This window comes from Rhizobium sp. 42MFCr.1 (assembly GCF_000377185.1).
Lineage (GTDB): Bacteria > Pseudomonadota > Alphaproteobacteria > Rhizobiales > Rhizobiaceae > Rhizobium > Rhizobium altiplani.
Genome location: NZ_KB897871.1, coordinates 1 through 15,466, shown reverse-complemented (window position 1 = coordinate 15,466; position 15,466 = coordinate 1). Strand labels below are relative to the sequence as shown.

At 58.3% G+C, this 15,466-nt stretch carries 14 protein-coding genes; 4 read left to right on the top strand and 10 right to left on the bottom strand.

Features of this window, described 5'->3' with window-relative positions; genetic code table 11:
• The first annotated feature begins 630 nt into the window (after positions 1-630).
• Complete coding sequence (locus C934_RS0129325; RefSeq protein ID WP_018860084.1) at positions 631-918, top strand: hypothetical protein; 288 nt, start codon at positions 631-633, stop codon at positions 916-918.
• A gap of 181 nt (positions 919-1,099) precedes the next feature.
• Positions 1,100-1,279, top strand: coding sequence for a hypothetical protein (locus C934_RS0129320; protein WP_018860083.1), 180 nt, complete (start codon positions 1,100-1,102; stop codon positions 1,277-1,279).
• 803 nt (positions 1,280-2,082) lie between these two features.
• Here C934_RS0129320 and kduD read toward each other — a convergent pair.
• The 6 genes from kduD to C934_RS0129285 form a co-directional block, all read right to left on the bottom strand.
• Positions 2,083-2,805, bottom strand: a complete 723-nt coding sequence (kduD, locus tag C934_RS32920) for a 2-dehydro-3-deoxy-D-gluconate 5-dehydrogenase KduD (RefSeq protein ID WP_051085633.1) — start codon at positions 2,803-2,805, stop codon at positions 2,083-2,085.
• 28 nt (positions 2,806-2,833) lie between these two features.
• The gene (gene kduI, locus C934_RS0129305; protein WP_026372186.1) at positions 2,834-3,676 is read right to left on the bottom strand and encodes a 5-dehydro-4-deoxy-D-glucuronate isomerase; all 843 of its coding nucleotides are present in this window, start codon (positions 3,674-3,676) and stop codon (positions 2,834-2,836) included.
• A gap of 31 nt (positions 3,677-3,707) precedes the next feature.
• Positions 3,708-4,445: an ATP-binding cassette domain-containing protein gene (locus C934_RS0129300; protein ID WP_018860079.1), complete on the bottom strand. Its 738-nt coding sequence runs from the start codon at positions 4,443-4,445 to the stop codon at positions 3,708-3,710.
• Complete coding sequence (locus C934_RS0129295) at positions 4,445-5,464, bottom strand: ABC transporter permease (protein ID WP_026372185.1); 1,020 nt, start codon at positions 5,462-5,464, stop codon at positions 4,445-4,447. Before C934_RS0129295 ends, C934_RS0129300 begins: the two co-directional genes overlap by 1 nt.
• A gap of 68 nt (positions 5,465-5,532) precedes the next feature.
• Complete coding sequence (locus tag C934_RS0129290) at positions 5,533-6,483, bottom strand: sugar ABC transporter substrate-binding protein (protein ID WP_018860077.1); 951 nt, start codon at positions 6,481-6,483, stop codon at positions 5,533-5,535.
• 167 nt (positions 6,484-6,650) lie between these two features.
• The gene (locus C934_RS0129285; RefSeq protein WP_026372184.1) at positions 6,651-8,165 is read right to left on the bottom strand and encodes an aldehyde dehydrogenase family protein; all 1,515 of its coding nucleotides are present in this window, start codon (positions 8,163-8,165) and stop codon (positions 6,651-6,653) included.
• Positions 8,166-8,285: 120 nt separating this feature from the next.
• Between C934_RS0129285 and C934_RS0129280 the strand changes: the two genes are divergently transcribed.
• Positions 8,286-8,987 (top strand): GntR family transcriptional regulator, encoded by a 702-nt coding sequence (locus C934_RS0129280; RefSeq protein ID WP_018860075.1) that lies wholly within the window; start codon positions 8,286-8,288, stop codon positions 8,985-8,987.
• Positions 8,988-10,136: 1,149 nt separating this feature from the next.
• A protein-coding gene (locus C934_RS34335; protein ID WP_113471191.1) for an IS630 family transposase occupies positions 10,137-11,091 on the top strand; the annotation gives its coding sequence in 2 pieces (ribosomal slippage) (positions 10,137-10,472 and positions 10,474-11,091; 954 coding nt in all).
• A 1,244-nt stretch (positions 11,092-12,335) separates the two neighbouring features.
• Here C934_RS34335 and C934_RS32915 read toward each other — a convergent pair.
• From C934_RS32915 to C934_RS0129235, 4 genes are all read right to left on the bottom strand, one after another.
• On the bottom strand, positions 12,336-12,596 hold the full coding sequence (locus C934_RS32915; RefSeq protein WP_018860071.1) for a DUF982 domain-containing protein: 261 nt from the start codon (positions 12,594-12,596) through the stop codon (positions 12,336-12,338).
• Between the two features lie 396 nt (positions 12,597-12,992).
• Complete coding sequence (locus tag C934_RS0129255) at positions 12,993-13,307, bottom strand: hypothetical protein (RefSeq protein ID WP_018860070.1); 315 nt, start codon at positions 13,305-13,307, stop codon at positions 12,993-12,995.
• A 130-nt stretch (positions 13,308-13,437) separates the two neighbouring features.
• On the bottom strand, positions 13,438-13,665 hold the full coding sequence (locus C934_RS0129250; protein ID WP_018860069.1) for a hypothetical protein: 228 nt from the start codon (positions 13,663-13,665) through the stop codon (positions 13,438-13,440).
• A gap of 1,388 nt (positions 13,666-15,053) precedes the next feature.
• The gene (locus tag C934_RS0129235) at positions 15,054-15,404 is read right to left on the bottom strand and encodes a hypothetical protein (RefSeq protein ID WP_018860066.1); all 351 of its coding nucleotides are present in this window, start codon (positions 15,402-15,404) and stop codon (positions 15,054-15,056) included.
• Positions 15,405-15,466 lie beyond the last annotated feature (62 nt).

Here is a 15,466-nt window from a genome sequence, read left to right as displayed (position 1 = left end):
CACTTCGGCCTGACCTTCATAAGAAGGCCATCTCGCCGATCTGTCCCAGGCAGAACGAAACAGCATTGATTGGAGGAGAATCTCGGCGTGATCGACATCGACCTTTCGACTGCCGAACATCTCGAACAGAATGTGCACTTGCCGGGATTGAGGTTCAGCGCGAGCGCTCCCCGTATCGGCTGAGAGGACTGTAGAAAGTCGCGGTATCGCTGCTTAAGAACTACGCCGATTTCTTTAGCTTGGATGTGACTGCTCTGGGTCGGTGGCAGAAGAATGGCTCTCGTTTTCGAGGATTGCCGTCAGCCTCATCTTGTAATTGTGATTGGGCATCCCCATATTTGCTAAGGTAGCAGCCACAGCACGGGCGCTGCTTTCAAGGGCACTTAGAAACGCTCTAGCCCCAATCAAGGAGGACACGATGTCTTCCACCCAATCCCTACACCGCGCAACTCGCTACCTCAGCCGATTTCGCTATGTCGATTTCATCATCAAGTCGACACCACTAATATGCATGGCTTTCGTTCTTTACCTCATACTCCACGGCACGTTCGGGTAGCGGTAGCAGCGCGCACATTTACGGGCCGCAAGGCGCTGGCGGCATGACCAACCCAACAGACATGAGGTTTTCCCATGATCGAACGCACCACAGCATCTGAAATCACCTTTTCTCACCCGTTCATTCTAGGTTCGCTGATCGTGCCGCTTGATGCCGGCACCTACCGGCTCATAGTGGATGAGGAGCTGATCGAGGGACTCTCCTTTCCTGCCTACAGAAGAACCGGAACCCATCTCGAAATTCCGGCGGTGGGGGTCGAGATTGGCACCAGGCAATTGCTGCAGGTTCCTCTACAGGAACTGGAGGCGGCAATGCAGAGGGATGCAGAAGACGGTGAGGAAAGCCTTGCTTCCAAAGCATGAGGTGCCCGACGGGTACGCTTCGGGCTAGCTCTCTCGATTCTGTTTATGGATTGAGCCGCCCCAACAATGCTCACGGAATAAACCAGCATGCGACCGCGGTCAGCTCGCACCATACAGCGTCGCCGACCTCCTCTGCATCAGCAACGTGAAATTCGCGAAACCACACCTGGAGATCAACATCATGACCGCTAACAATACCGACAAATATGCGCCTGCAAAATTGGCAAGGGTTTGGAATATCCGTGAATACGCCAAGCGTTTCAGGCTTGATCGATTTGAAGAAAAGCGGTTGCTGAAGCTCCTGGGACCAACGGCGACAGAGCGCCAGCTTCTAATGAACGCGGGCCGCCGGCCCCTCTAGAACGCCGAGCGAGGCAGGAGATCCATAATCAAGAAAGCACCAGAAAACAGAAAGTTATAGAGCGGGAAAGCCAAGGCACTTGGGTCTGCCTGGCGAAGAAAGGAAGCCAATCCGCATCTACTCCAAAGCGCCAAGCCCGGACCTGGAAGCATGTAGAAGCCTCAGACCAGCCGCAGTGAGATCAGTCTCGTAAACGCGCAACGCTACACCTTCCAAAGATCAAGGATTGAAAACAATGTGCCACAGCTCTGAGGAACCACGAGCGACGCTCCGGCGCGTTCTTAGACGCGCCAACTACAACACTTCGGAAATGCAAGCCGCCGAGGGTGATTTGCGTCAGGCTGAAACTGTCATCATTCGCAGAATTGAAGCTGCGACCATTCCCACGAAGAACTATTCTCCGTTCAAACGGCAGCGACAGAGCCGCAATTCTGATGCTATTGCTACGTGGGAGAACGAGGGCGGCTCTGTGCAGTCCTCGAAACAGAAGCAATAGCCGCCTTTCCAAAATGGCCTTGTCTAACGCCGTTGGCCGCGACGCACTTCGCCCTTTGCATGCGTTTAATTGGAGCAATAGCATAGAGCGCAAACGTCGGTTGACCTTCAAGGCGGGAGGCCTGCGAAGCCTCGCCAGAGACGAACGAACACGTTCTTCGTACATTCACCAACAACGTCCCGGCGTCAGTGAAATCAACGGTGCCCCCGAAGAGACACTGTCGAGGTCTGCCCGAATGGGAATTCGGAAGCCCGTTCACAATGACTCCTGGCCCCGGGAAACGTGTGGTAATCGGCCATCACATCTCCTATCGGGCGAGCCAGCCGCCGTCGACTGGCAGCAACGTCCCATGAACATAATCCGAGGCGCGCGAGGCAAGAAAAACCGCTGCCCCCACCATATCCTGTGACTTGGCCCAGCGCGCGGCCGGAATGCGCTTCAGGATATCCGCGCTTCTTTCCGCATCGGCGCGAAGCGCCTCGGTGTTGTTGGTCTCGACATAGCCGGGCGCGATCGCATTGACATTGATGCCTTTCGACGCCCATTCGTTCGCCATCAGCCTGGTGATACCGGCCAGCCCGCTCTTCGATGCCGTGTAGGATGGAATACGAACGCCACCCTGAAACGACAGGAGCGAGGCGATGTTGATGATCTTCGCCGGCATATCCCGAGCGAGTGCTGCCTTCGCGAACGCCTGGCAGAGGAAGAAGACGGATTTCAGATTGGTGTCCAGAACGGCATCCCAGTCCTCTTCTGTAAACTCGAGCGCATCGGCTCGGCGTATGATGCCGGCATTGTTGACGAGGATGTCAGGGGAAGCGCCGGCGGCAAAGGCGCGCTCGACAACGGCCCCTGCCTCCTTGGTATCAGACAGGTCCGCCTTGAGCGATACAAACCGGCGCCCCGTCGATGTGACCACATGCGCGGTGTCGTCCATGGCCGAGCGGCCGGCGCCGACAATATCAGCGCCCGCTTCCGCCAGACCAATCGCAATTGCCTGACCAATGCCAGTATTGGCGCCGGTGACGATGGCGCAGCGGCGGTAAGATCGAAAGGGCTCATCGCAGCGCTTCCATCGGCACCTTGTCCATGTCGGTGAAGCTCATATTGTCGCCGGCCATGGCCCAGATAAAGGCATAGCGGCCTGTACCAGCGCCAGAATGGATGGACCAGCCGGGCGACAGAACCGCCTCGTGGTTCTTCAGGACGACATGCCGTGTCTCACCCGGTTCACCCATGAAGTGGAATATCCGCGTCGTCTCCTGCATGCCAAAATAGAGATAGACCTCCATGCGCCGGTCGTGGACATGCGCCGGCATCGTATTCCAGACCGAACCTGGCTCGAACATCGTTAGCCCCACGAGCAATTGGCAGCTCTCGCAGACGTCGGGATGGACGTACTGGTTGATGGTGCGCGCGTTGGATTCCTCTGCGGTGCCCACAGTCACCTTTTTGGCCATCTCGCGGGTAATGTGAACCGTTGGGCAAGCACGATGTGCGGGTGCGCTCAGCAGGTAGAACAGTGCCGGTTCGGCAACGTCAAGGCTGGTGAAGCTCAGGGCACCCTCACCCATCCCGATATAGAGTGCCTCCTGGAAATCGAGCTCGTAGCGTTTTCCGGCGACGCTGACCGTACCCGCTCCACCGATATTGACGACAGCGGCTTCGCGCCGATCGAGAAAGCGCTCGGTGCCGGTCTGCGCAATGGCAGCGATCTCCAGAGGCTTGGTATCCGGCATGACACCGCCGACGATCATGCGATCGAGATGACTGTAGGTGAGATTGGCCTCTCCTTCGCGAAACAGCCCCTCGATCACGAACCCATCGCGCAAACCCTGCGTGTCACGCTTTGCTGCGTCCTCGGGTCCTACGACCTGGCGTACTGATACTGAAATTGTCACGGGCTATGCCTCTTTTGTCTGGAATGCGGGATCAGGTGAGTACGACATATTCGGTCAGCTGGTTGATCGTCGTGTCTGCCTTGTCGACATCGAACACCTTGGTGCCATGGCTCATGATCACGAAGCGGTCGCAGACCTGATAGGCGTGGTAGATATTGTGCGTTACAAGCACGCTGGACACGTTCTCGGCCTTGAGCTTCAGCACCTGGTTCAAAAGCGCCTCCGTCTCGCGAACCGACAGTGCCGAGGTCGGTTCGTCAAGAAGCAGCACTCGCTTCTTGAAATAGACTGCGCGAGCAATGGCGACCGCCTGTTTCTGGCCGCCGGAAAGGTTGCCTACCAACGTGTCGGGAGAATCAATGCCCGAGATGTGGACGGCATTCTGCAGCACCTCCATCGCGATCTCGCGCATCTCGCGCTGCCTGAGGAAGCCGAAGCGATCGGTAAGTTCGCGACCCATGAAGATGTTGCGGGTGATCGACAGGGAATCCACCAGCGCCGTGTGCTGATAGATGGTTTCGATGCCAGCATCGGCCGAGTCCGACCGGCAGCTGAAAGCGGTCTTCCTGCCGTCGACGCTGAGATAGCCTTCCGTCGGCTTGTGGATCCCTGAGATCAGGTTCACGGTAGTCGACTTGCCGGCACCGTTGTCGCCGAGCAGCCCCACCACTTCGCCTTCGCCAATATGGAAGCTTAAGTTTCGCAGCGCCGTCAGCGCGCCGAAGCTTTTCGAGATGTTGTGCAGTTCGAGAAGATTTGGGGCCGACATCACGCAAGACCTCGCCGCTCGATAAGATGGTTGAAGATGGCGGCCAGCACGATCAGCGTCGCGATGAACATGTCGAGATAGAAGCCCGGCGCGCGCAGGAGCAGCAGAACGTCGGTAATCGTATGGATCAGGAGCACGCCGAGGAAGATACCGATGATTGACCCGCGGCCGCCGCGTAGCGACAGTCCGCCGATCACGCAGGCGGCGATGGCCTGGAGTTCCAGTCCGGCGCCCTGCCCTGGCTGCACGCTGCCGACCCGTGATGTCGCAAGGATGCCGGCCACCGCCGCCATGCCGCCAGCGATCGCAAATGCCACGAGCTTCACGTGGTTGGTGTTGATGCCGATCGCCTCCGCAGCACCGCGGTTGCCGCCGGTCGCGAACACATGGTTGCCGAAGCGGTGGCGGTGGACGAGATAGTGGAAGCCGACGACGAAGAGCACGATCCAGATGAAGGCCGCATTGATGCCTAAAAGCGTGCCGGAAAACAGGCTGGTGAAGATCGGCTCAGGGTCGAAGCGGACCTGGACGGCGCCGTTATAGAGCAGGACAGCGCCGCGCCAGAACAGCAGGCCGCCCAAGGTCACGATAAAGGAGGGCAGTCCGAAGCGCAGCGTGATGTGGCCGTTGAGCAGCCCGATCATGATGCCGGCCAGGATACCGAGCGGAGCGGCAACAAAAGCGCTCAACCCGGCGCCCACAAGGCTCGCCATCAGGATGGCGGTGAAGGTATAGACGGAACCGATGGAAAGGTCGAACTCCCCTGAAATCATCAGCACACCAGCACCGAGCGCAAGGCAGCCAAGCACTGGAATTGCCTTCATGAGGATCGTCAGGTTCTGTGGCGAGAGATAGCGAAACTGATCGGGGTAGAGCAAGGCGCCTAAGATGCAGACGATCTGCAGCGTCATGAAGACAAGGAAGATCGCACCCGCCGGCATCGCCATGATCTGCCTGAGGATCGGTTGCTTTTGCGTCCGCGACCGGGGCGCGGCACTTTCTGCGAGAATTGGTGTCACGGTCTGGTACTCGATCGGTTGAAGATGGAGAACCTGCCGGCTTTCCGGCAGGCCCCCACGAAACGCGGTTAGCGAAAGCTGCCGATCAGCGGCTTGACCGAACTGATGCGCGACTTGTCGAGGAAGGCGCCCTGGCCGGTGTCCACGTCGGTTGGCGTCAGCCCGTACTTCTTCGAAAGCGCGATCTGAGCGATCGGGTAGTAGCCCTGCAGGTAGGGCTGCTGGTCCATGGTCGCGAACATCGCGCCGGACTCGACAGCGTTGACGATCTCGACGGCGAGGTCGAAGCCGCCGAACGGAATCTTCACGCCTGCATCCTTGATGGCGCCGGCGCCCACAGTCGAGGTAACGGAGCCCGTGCCGAACAGCGCCTTGACGCCCGGATTGGCGATCAGGAACTGCGCCATGATATTCTGCGCTTCGGCCGGATCGAGGCCGGCGCGAACCGTCTCGACCTTGATGCCGCTTTCCTTCATCGCCTTCTCAATGCCGCCGCCACGCGCGACCGCGAAGCTCGCCTCAGGGATTTCGCGCGGATTGAAGACGACGTCGCCGGATTTCAGGCCGAATTCCTTGATCATCCGGTTGCCGAGCTCGTAGCCGGACGCGAACTCGTTCATGCCGACATAGGCTTGGCGGCAATTGCCCTTGGCGCCTTCCAGATCGTCGTTGTTGAAGCCGATGACGACGATGCCGGCCTTCACCGCCGCGCAGATGCTTTCATCGAAGGCATCAGACGAGGAGATGGAAACAGCGATGCCGTCGACACCGCTTGCTGTCGCGCTCTCGATCAGGTCGTTCTGGCGAACCGGATCGTTGTTGGCATATTGCACGTCGAGATCGACGCCGAATTGCGCGGCTGCGTCCTTCGCACCCTTTACCACGGGGTTGAAGAACTGGACACTTGGATCGAGATAGATGATCATCGTTGCCTTGACGTCCGCGGCCAATGCCGTAGATGTCATCATCGTAGCGATACCCGCGGCAAGTGCAGCGGTTTTCAATCTGGTCAATTTCATTTGCGTATCCTCCCTTTGGATGTGCAATGCGGGTCGAAAGACCCAAGTCTCGGCTGGCGGGCTCCGACCAAAGATCACGCCGGCCGAGATTTTCCTCCCAGGCGTTTCGCTTCTCCCAAAAACGGAAACGCCCTATATGTTTAGCCCTTGCGACGACGGTGCCGCTGCTAGCCGAACCACGGCGCCGGGCGCCCGAACGTCACGTGAATGCCCTTGAACTGGGAATATTCGTCGAAGCCGTAGCGGCCCAACTCGCGACCAAGGCCGCTCTTCTTGTACCCGCCGATAGGCAGTTCCGGTGTCCCGTCGATGACACTGTTGACCCAGCAGCGACCGGCGCGAATGCGGCGGATGCTCTGCATCGCATATTCGAGATTGGTCGACCACACCGAGGCGGAAAGGCCGAACTCGCTGGCATTGGCGAGTGCGACGGCTTCGTCCGCGTTCCTGAAGGTCATTGACGACAGCACCGGCCCAAATATCTCCTCGCGGGCGATCGACATGTCAGGCTTCACACCAGCGAATACGGTGGGTGCGTAGTAGATCCCGGCGTCCTTGCTGACACGCTCACCGCCGAGCAGCAGTTCGGCACCCGATGCGATGCCGGCTTCCACGTAGGAATGGACCTTGGTCGCATGGGCTTCGGAGATCATCGCCCCGATCTTCGTGCGATCATTCAGAGGATCGCCGAAGGTCACCTTGCGCGAGATATCAAGCAGGCGCTCCATCAATGCGTCGCGGATTCCCTCCTGAACCAGAAGCCGGCTACCGGAAATGCAGCACTGCCCGGCATTGTGATAGACACCGTAAGCGATGCCATCGGCCGCGGCCTCGAGGTCCGCATCGGCAAAGACGATCTGCGGACCCTTGCCGCCGAGCTCCAGCCCGACGCGCTTGACGCTGCGCGCGGCGATCTCGCCAAGCTTGGTGCCGACACGCACCGAGCCAGTGAAGGCAACCATGTCGACGCCGGGATCCTCGGCGAGCACCTGGCCAGCCGGATCGCCGTAGCCCGTGACCACGTTGAAGACGCCATCGGGAATACCGGCCTCGCGTGCAAGCTCCGCCATGCGGATCGACGTTCCCGAGGTAAACTCGGACGGCTTGAGGACGACGGTGCATCCAGCGCCGATCGCCCAAGGCACGCGCTCCGACGCGATGATGAAGGGGAAATTCCACGGCGTGATGATGCCCACGACGCCGACAGGCTCGCGCAACACAAGACCCAGACGATCGTCGCCGATATTATTGTGCGTCTGACCTTCGAGCGCGCGCGCCTGGCCGGCGGCGTAAGACCAGAGGTCGGCGCAGAATCCGATCTCGCCTCGCGCCTGGGTGATCGGCTTGCCCACCTCCAGGCTTTCAATCAAGGCGAGTTCTTCTTGCCGCTTGAGGATCAGGTCCGCCACCTTGAACATCAGGCGTGAACGCTCCGCGCCCGACATGCGCGGCCATGGGCCGGTGTCGAAAGCACGACGGGCCGCCGCCACTGCCAGGCATACATCCTCGGCCGAGGCCTCGGGCCAGGTACCGACCACGACGCCGTCGTGACCAGGGCTGACACGGTCAATCGTGCGACCCGAGGCGGCATCCACCGACTTGCCATCGACAAGCATCTGGTAGCGGGATTTAATGTTCAGCCGCGGATCACTGGAATCAGGCGCAATGAAATTGGACAGCACGTTACCCTTCACGCCGACACATCGTGCCGGCCCTCCCGTTTTACCCGGTTTGAGCCACCGGATTTATGTTGCGTTTCAATTGTATGGTACTGTATGGTGGTTTAAAATGGATGTCAACGGATGACGGCGACGAAAGACATGAACATAGAATCCTTGAAGATTGAGACCGGCGAAACGGCTGCGGCGCAGGTCGAGCGCGACCTTCGGGAGGCGATCATCAAGCTCGAACTGGCCCCGGGCACGCGGTTATCAGAGCAGGAGATCGCCACGCGCATGGGCGTATCGCGCCAACCGGTGCGCGAGGCCCTCATCGCGCTCGGAAAATCGAAACTGGTCGACGTGCGCCCCAACAGGGGTACTGTGGTCGTCAGAATCTCGGCGCGGCAAATGATGGAGGCGCGCTTCGTCCGCGAGGCGCTTGAGACCGCAGTTGTCCGTCGCGCCAGCGAAAGTTTCGACAGCTGGACGAGGCGCCGGGTCGACAGCATACTTGCCCGGCAGAGAACTGCCATGGAGGCCCACGACCACAACGCATTCCGACGCGAAGACGAGCAGTTTCATATCGCGATCGCGGAAGGCGCCGGCTGCAGCCTTGCTTGGAACGCGATTGCCGACATCAAGGCCCATATGGATCGCGTCTGCAATCTGCAGCTTCGCCACCCAGATTCCATGATGCGGCTTATCGCTGAGCATGAGGCGATTATCACCGCTATCGACAGCCGTGACGCTGACGCTGCGGCATCCGCCATGTGCGCGCACCTCAACGGCATCCTCTCGGACTTGCCGCAAATCGAGGCGGATCACCCCGACCTTTTCGAATGATGCCATCGCGATGGTTCGCGCTTTGCGATGGTGACTTGTGGATGAATAGAAGTTGCCGATTTTACAGCGGTTCATCGGAATGTAGCCGACCAGCCAATCTTGTCTGCGAGGGTGACGCCCGCTTCTTTGAAGCTGCGGATTCGATCGTTCGGGATGTTGGTGTTTTCGTGCCGATAGAGATGCAAGACCGAGCGACCCCGCAGTGTCCTCCTACACCTGACAGACAAAACGATAGCACAGTTACCAGTCGTCTGATGGTCGGGGCCGGCTAAATGTTCCAACTAGTTAGGCGGCTTGTCGTCTAGGTCCGGCGGGAAAATATATTAGCGGAACTAAACATCCGCAATCATGTTTAAGAGCGTGGGGCGTTTGGAAATGCTTTAAGCAGCACCCCGCCGAACGCAGCCATATTTGGCCCCTGCCCCTCGGCGGGGGCCATTTTCGGGCGGGCGCATAGAAAACCCAGACGCCCAAAGTAATATTAGGAGAACTGCGTATACGGTTCTATAATGGCCGGGCTTTCGGCGTTGGACACCGGATGCAAACACACACACACAAGCCGTGGAACTTGGCCCCCGCTCGGCGGCGTAAGGGCCATGTTCCACCCCCGAACGGCCGGGGCTCGTGCAAATTTATTAGCGGAACGATTGCGCTTTTTTGGGGAATGCCGTCCCCCGGAAGCGCATGGAAACTTGGCTCCCACCGGGAGACGGTGGGAGCCAAGTTAAAAGAAAACCCCCGCGAACGGCCGGGGGTCTCCATCAGGGCAAGATCGATCGAAGGTCAATTGAGCCCTTCAAATTGCGCTGGTTAAAGCGGCCTTGGACTTGGCGCGCTCGGCCGCCAATGGGAAATCGGACAAGAGCCTCTTCAGAACGCCGATCGTCAGGCCCTAGCGCCTCTTTGGCTTCTCCCGCTCGGGGGAATTCAAGCGGTCCGCGCCGCCGGCGAGGCATGCGGACCGCCGTGCGCCTAAGTATTGAGCGCTGCGGATGCGCCATGCCAGTCGTCGCGCTTTGCATGGCATCGGTCAATCCGCCCGGTCTCGGCGTTTCGGGTGAGAGGCCTAAAGCGTGTCGCAGCTTACGTGATTCAGGATTCCGTTTAGGCGTGAATCGTGATTCACTTGGCCATGGAAAGGGGACGACCATGGGCAAGCCGCATCCAATGGAGTTGCGTGAGCGAGTGGTTGCGTTTGTGGAAGAAGGCAATAGTCATCGTGAAGCAGCCCGGCACTTCCGGGTCTCGCCGCGATTCGTCAACAACATGATGATCCTGCACCGATTGAAGGGCTCGGTCGCGCCGGGCAAGCAAGGTCATCCACCAGGTGGCGGTAAATTGATGGCGCATAGCGATTGGATTGGCGCGCGTGTTGCCAGCAATGGTGACGTGACGTTGGACGAGTTGTGTGTCGAACTGACCGAACGTGGTGTGATGGTCCATCGAGCCACTATCGGTCGATTTCTCCATCGGCTTGGGCTGAGCAATAAAAAAAAGCCTCACGGCCAGCGAACAACTGCGGCCGGAGATCGCCCGCGCCCGTGACCTGTGGGTCACGCGACGGCGGCGCTTCTTCAACAAAGCATTGGCCCGTCTCATTTTTATCGACGAGACGTCGACAAATACCAAGCTGACCAAGCGCACCGGATGGTGCGCCAAAGGCCAGCGGTATCGAACCCATGCGCCATTCGGCAAATGGAGAACCCAGACCTTCATTGCCGGACTGCGGTGCCACGGCTTGACCGCGCCATTTATCGTCGATGCACCGATGAACCGGCTGATCTTCGAAGCCTGGATCGAAACCCAACTCGCTCCGACCTTGTCGAAGGGCGATGTCGTCGTCCTTGACAATGTCGGCTTTCACAAGAGCGAGCGCGCCGCCCAACTGATCAAGCAACGAGGCGCATGGTTACTGTTCCTGCCAGCCTATTCCCCGGATTTGAACCCTATCGAGATGGCATTCTCCAAGCTCAAGACCTTACTGCGAAAACGTGCTGCACGAAGCTTCGATGCAGTAACAAAGGCATTGGGCGAGATTGTCGGTCTTTTCTCCATTGACGAATGCCTGAACTTCTTCAGGGCAGCAGGGTATGAGGCCGAATAGCTGCGACACGCTTTAGTACGCATGTACCAACACCGTAGTTGTTTTTCGCACCGATGCACGGGACCGTTGGGATAGTTGCACGTTCTTCCAGCGTCTAGAATTTACCCGCTTCCGAGGGGCAGGGGTCGTGAGCGAGACCAATGTGCATCAGCGGATCTTTATGTTGAGCGCTGCGCGAGAGATGGCGTCGCGGGAAACTCCAGACTACGACCTCGTTCTGCTTCTCATCCAAAAAAAGCCCTCGACGTGGCCACGGAAGAGGCGTCTCGTCATTGCGGTATGGTCGATGCGTTGCAGTCGATTTCGATGACATTTCAGAGCAAGAGCATTGAGAGCGTACGGTCGCGGCCATTCGCCTTGAGCCCCGGGACCGTACGTCGTTGACCCAAGAGGGGCTGGGAAGGCTCCGAGGTCAACCTATTGAAAATAAGGAGGCCTGGGGTCGATGGGAACTGCAGCTTTTGACGACGTTTCGTCGTTTGTTCCTACTACTGAATAGCGATGACCAAAAGTCGCAGATGCCTGCCTAGCCACACGCTCTCGTGCGCCTACTGACGGGCGTCGTACGAGCCACCATTGGTTGTTGCTGTAGCCTCTGCGAGCTTTTTACGAGCAAGGCGCTGGAGTTCTTCTCCGTCGTGTGTGCCTTGTTGCCACAGCGTCGAGTAGGATCGCGATTGCAGCGACTGCTCTTCGGTCTCGCTCGACACCGTTCTCACGGCACAAAGTTTTCAGTGCGAGTTTGATGGTGGAGGAATTAGGAACCATTTGCAGGTCTATGCCCATCAGTTACTTACCTTCCGAGTGCTCAAGCCTCGCGATAGTTCCATGGACATCGCCTCACGATTAGACCTGCTTATTTTTCTCGGCCCAAACTCTGTGCTCGCAAAAGGACTTTCCTGGTCGGCGGGACCGGGAAGTCCTTGATCTGTCGCCGCGCGGGTCTTGGGCTGTGCGACTCGCATCAACCAAGATTGCCTGTCATTGTTCGCTGAAGAAATCGGACTGGAGCCTGAATCTCGTTTGGACTTTAGTCTGACGGGCGCTCCCGCAGTCATCCATAGTCAAGCGTCTCAAACAACGGGGCTTGGTGTTTGCTCGGCGTGGACAGAAACGTACCCCGTCGGCGTGGAGGGCCAAGCGGGGCTCTTAGGCATTGCAGTGTGAGAAGGAACGGCGGAGTTGGAAGATTGCCGTTCCATCCGCTCAAACATATGAAACTGCGTTTGGTTCCGACTGGCGAACTACGCATCCGCATTCACGCGGATGTTGGATTTTTCCGCCGCCGTGATGAAAGTGGCTCGCGCTCCCTCGGCGTTGGACCATGTCTCTAGCGCTCTTGCGCATGCGGCGCGAGCCGCTTCCCAACCATCGTTCCGCTTATCGTCAGGCCATCTGTTGGCAAGTATCTCGGCCATCTGCTGAACATTCGTCACGACGCGGTAGCCGCCTGGCTTTACGTCGATCGCTACTCCGAGCGGGCGGATATCCATTGGCTTCGACATCTCATCCTCCAATTACCCAAGACGATACAACCTAAAAGCCTTTCCCGGTGGTGGCTCTAGCGCCGACGACTAGCTTGAGACTTTACGCTAGAAAAGCTTGAACGTGTTTAAGTCGATCGGCAGCTCGTCGCTTGCTGTCATAGAGTCTCGCCAACAGCGCAATTTCCTGGTCCGTTGGCAAACCGTTTGCCCGTGTTCGTTTGAAAACGGCTACCTGTCTGCACAGCCGCCGGTCGATCATTGCAACGACGCGTTCGGCAAACCTCAGATCCCTGTCGCGAGAATGTGTGTTTTTCATTGGTTAACACCAGTTCATGTTCAAATGCCAGCGGGACACCCGCCTGCGGCGCTCAGTAGGAGCGGAACTGTGGAGACTTTCAGGTCTGATCGCGAGCGTTAAAAACATCCGGCCGATTGAGGAGGTGCCGCGCTTCCGCCCTCGTTTGTCCAGCGATCAAGAGAATGGTCCGCCGTCGCCTCAAACATTTCCTCGCCATCGGCGACGCCCCTGTCTCTAGCAATTAAAGCGAGCCCCAGCTCCTCTTCACTGACTATCCCCTTCCGGACCAGGCGCAGAAGGAACCTCGCCGCCTCAAGTGTTTCGCTGTCCATCTCAGTCCCCGAGCAGCGATATCCCGCTTGTTCAAGCACGCCTTCCAGCATCGTCATGTCTGTTGCATCAAGATATTCGTGGGGGTGTTTGGAAGACATATGGTCCTCCTTTGGTTGGGGCGAAGGTATTCAACCTTTACGCAACGGCGCCCGCTTCAAAAGCCATTGACAAAGGAATCCTACGCGCTCGCTGGCGACATAGCAACGAGTTTCATTCTGGGGCTTCGAACTAGAGGTCCTGTTGCTCGACCTCAAGACGGAACCGGATCGAACCCTCTAGTTCTTCGGCAAAACCGAGTGCGGACTGAAGAACGGTTCTTTCATTCAAGGCGATTGATCCTTGATCCATAACTAAGATCGGCAATTCTATCTTGGCCGCGGTCGCGGTCATGCGAACATTAAATAGAAGTTGTCCACCGGGCCGCTCCTCAACCTTCGCCAATTCGAGACTTGCCATTGTCACGCTCCATGCTGGCAACCACTCGTCGCCAGATCACATGAGATCCGATATAGATGCCTCACCGCTCCCGGCCAGCCTACCATAGAGGATTTTCGCGCTGAAAGCGGGTCGGCTGTCTCTCGCCGCGAGCTGCTGCTGGGTCTGCACTGCAGTCAACCGCCCAAAGCGCTCTTCCTCAAGGAGACCCAAAGACGACGAATTTCTCGATTTGCGCTCGCTGAAAATAGGCGTGATCCATATTGCGAGTGCAACACCGCTGAATGTTGTTCCCAGGAAGGAAATTCCCGGCCAGCCGGACCGCGCGTAGATTGCAGTGGCGGCGATCGCCTCGATGGCGCTGCCGACCGAGTAAAAGATCATCCACCAATCAAGCGGCCGCTTTTTTGGCCCGCGGATTCCCTCCCTCGGGGACTTTCGTACGCCTGCCGGCGCCCGAAACTCTTCACGATGGCCGACCGTCCGCTGCGAGGACACCCACGAAGAACGGACATTAGAGTTCTTGCCGCGCGCCCTATGCCAATTGTCGCCAGCTCAGCCCAAAAATCCAGAAAACCATCCCGCAAGGAGCGCCAAGGCTGCGACCATAACAACCAGTATGAAAACTCCGCGACCGTGCTTCGGCGGTCTCCCGGAATAGCGATCAGGGTCAGCCATCGTACTCGTCTCCAAAAATGCGCCTTCGCTGAGGTCTGGGATGTCGACCCAAACCGGACATAGAGGCGCGATTTTTCTGGGCAGCGTTGCGCCAATTGGTGTTTGCATCATCAGGCCGAGCCGGTGCGAAGCATCGGAAGCGCCTCTGAGAATTAGCGTTGGCAGCAAAGCCCTTATGTCGGGCTCCACCCACTACGCTCGGCAATGCTTGAGCACGACCGTGTGACGCGTTACGCGACGCGAGAAGTCAAATCGCAGATCCGGGATTGCGACGAATTGTCTGAGGTGGTTGTCCCAGCGTCCGGCGAGAAGCGTGGGCCGCCCTCCGCGCGGCACGGTTAGGGTTTCAACCTAAACGCGGGTTGAACTATCGCCGATCGGCGTCTTTGGCGCCAACCTTTTGTTGTCCCGCGCCGGTTCAAGCTCCTTCATCGTGGGAGCTTTTCGAGAAGTTAGGTCTTGCTTTCCACCTCAAAGCCACCAAGCTCTTCGATTGGCAATTGAACCTCCGAAGCGACATTGCCTGGTGCGCCGTGTCCGCTGCGCAGCTTAGCGCGAGCGTCTGAAGCCTGAACGATCAATTCCTCAGCCGATGGGCTCGCTACCGGTTTGGTAATTTTATCCCTGAGCATCGGTTATCCGTCGATCTCTGTTTAACTGATCGCTACTGGATGGCTTTGCACTCATGGCATGGCTCCTTCCATTCAGGCTCCGCGACCCAGGCTTTGAACTTAGCCCGCGCTTCCAAGCGCAATCTGGCAGGCCTGTGCAAGGTCTACATTAGGCTCGGTGCTGCCAAGTGGCGTTGCCCATCCGGCCTTCTTGATAACGTCGCTACGCCCGTAGGTGCCGGCTGCTTTGAGTGCGGCCAAGATCTCTGCCGAAGCTGGATCCGATTTGGCCCTCTCGAGGCAATAGGGCGTCAGCGCAGCCGCGATGGCCGAGGTTCGCTCGATCCCGGCGGCTTTTTGAGCACTGCCATTGGTCACCCAACCTCCCCATGTGAAGCCGACGATGGCAAGTGCGGCCGCGCCGCATGCCGCTCCCCATAGGCCGGGGCGAAGCCAGGTCATGTCTAGCATGTCCATATCCAATCTGAATGAAAACGCGCAATATTGCGCAGAACTACAATAACCCAAAAAGT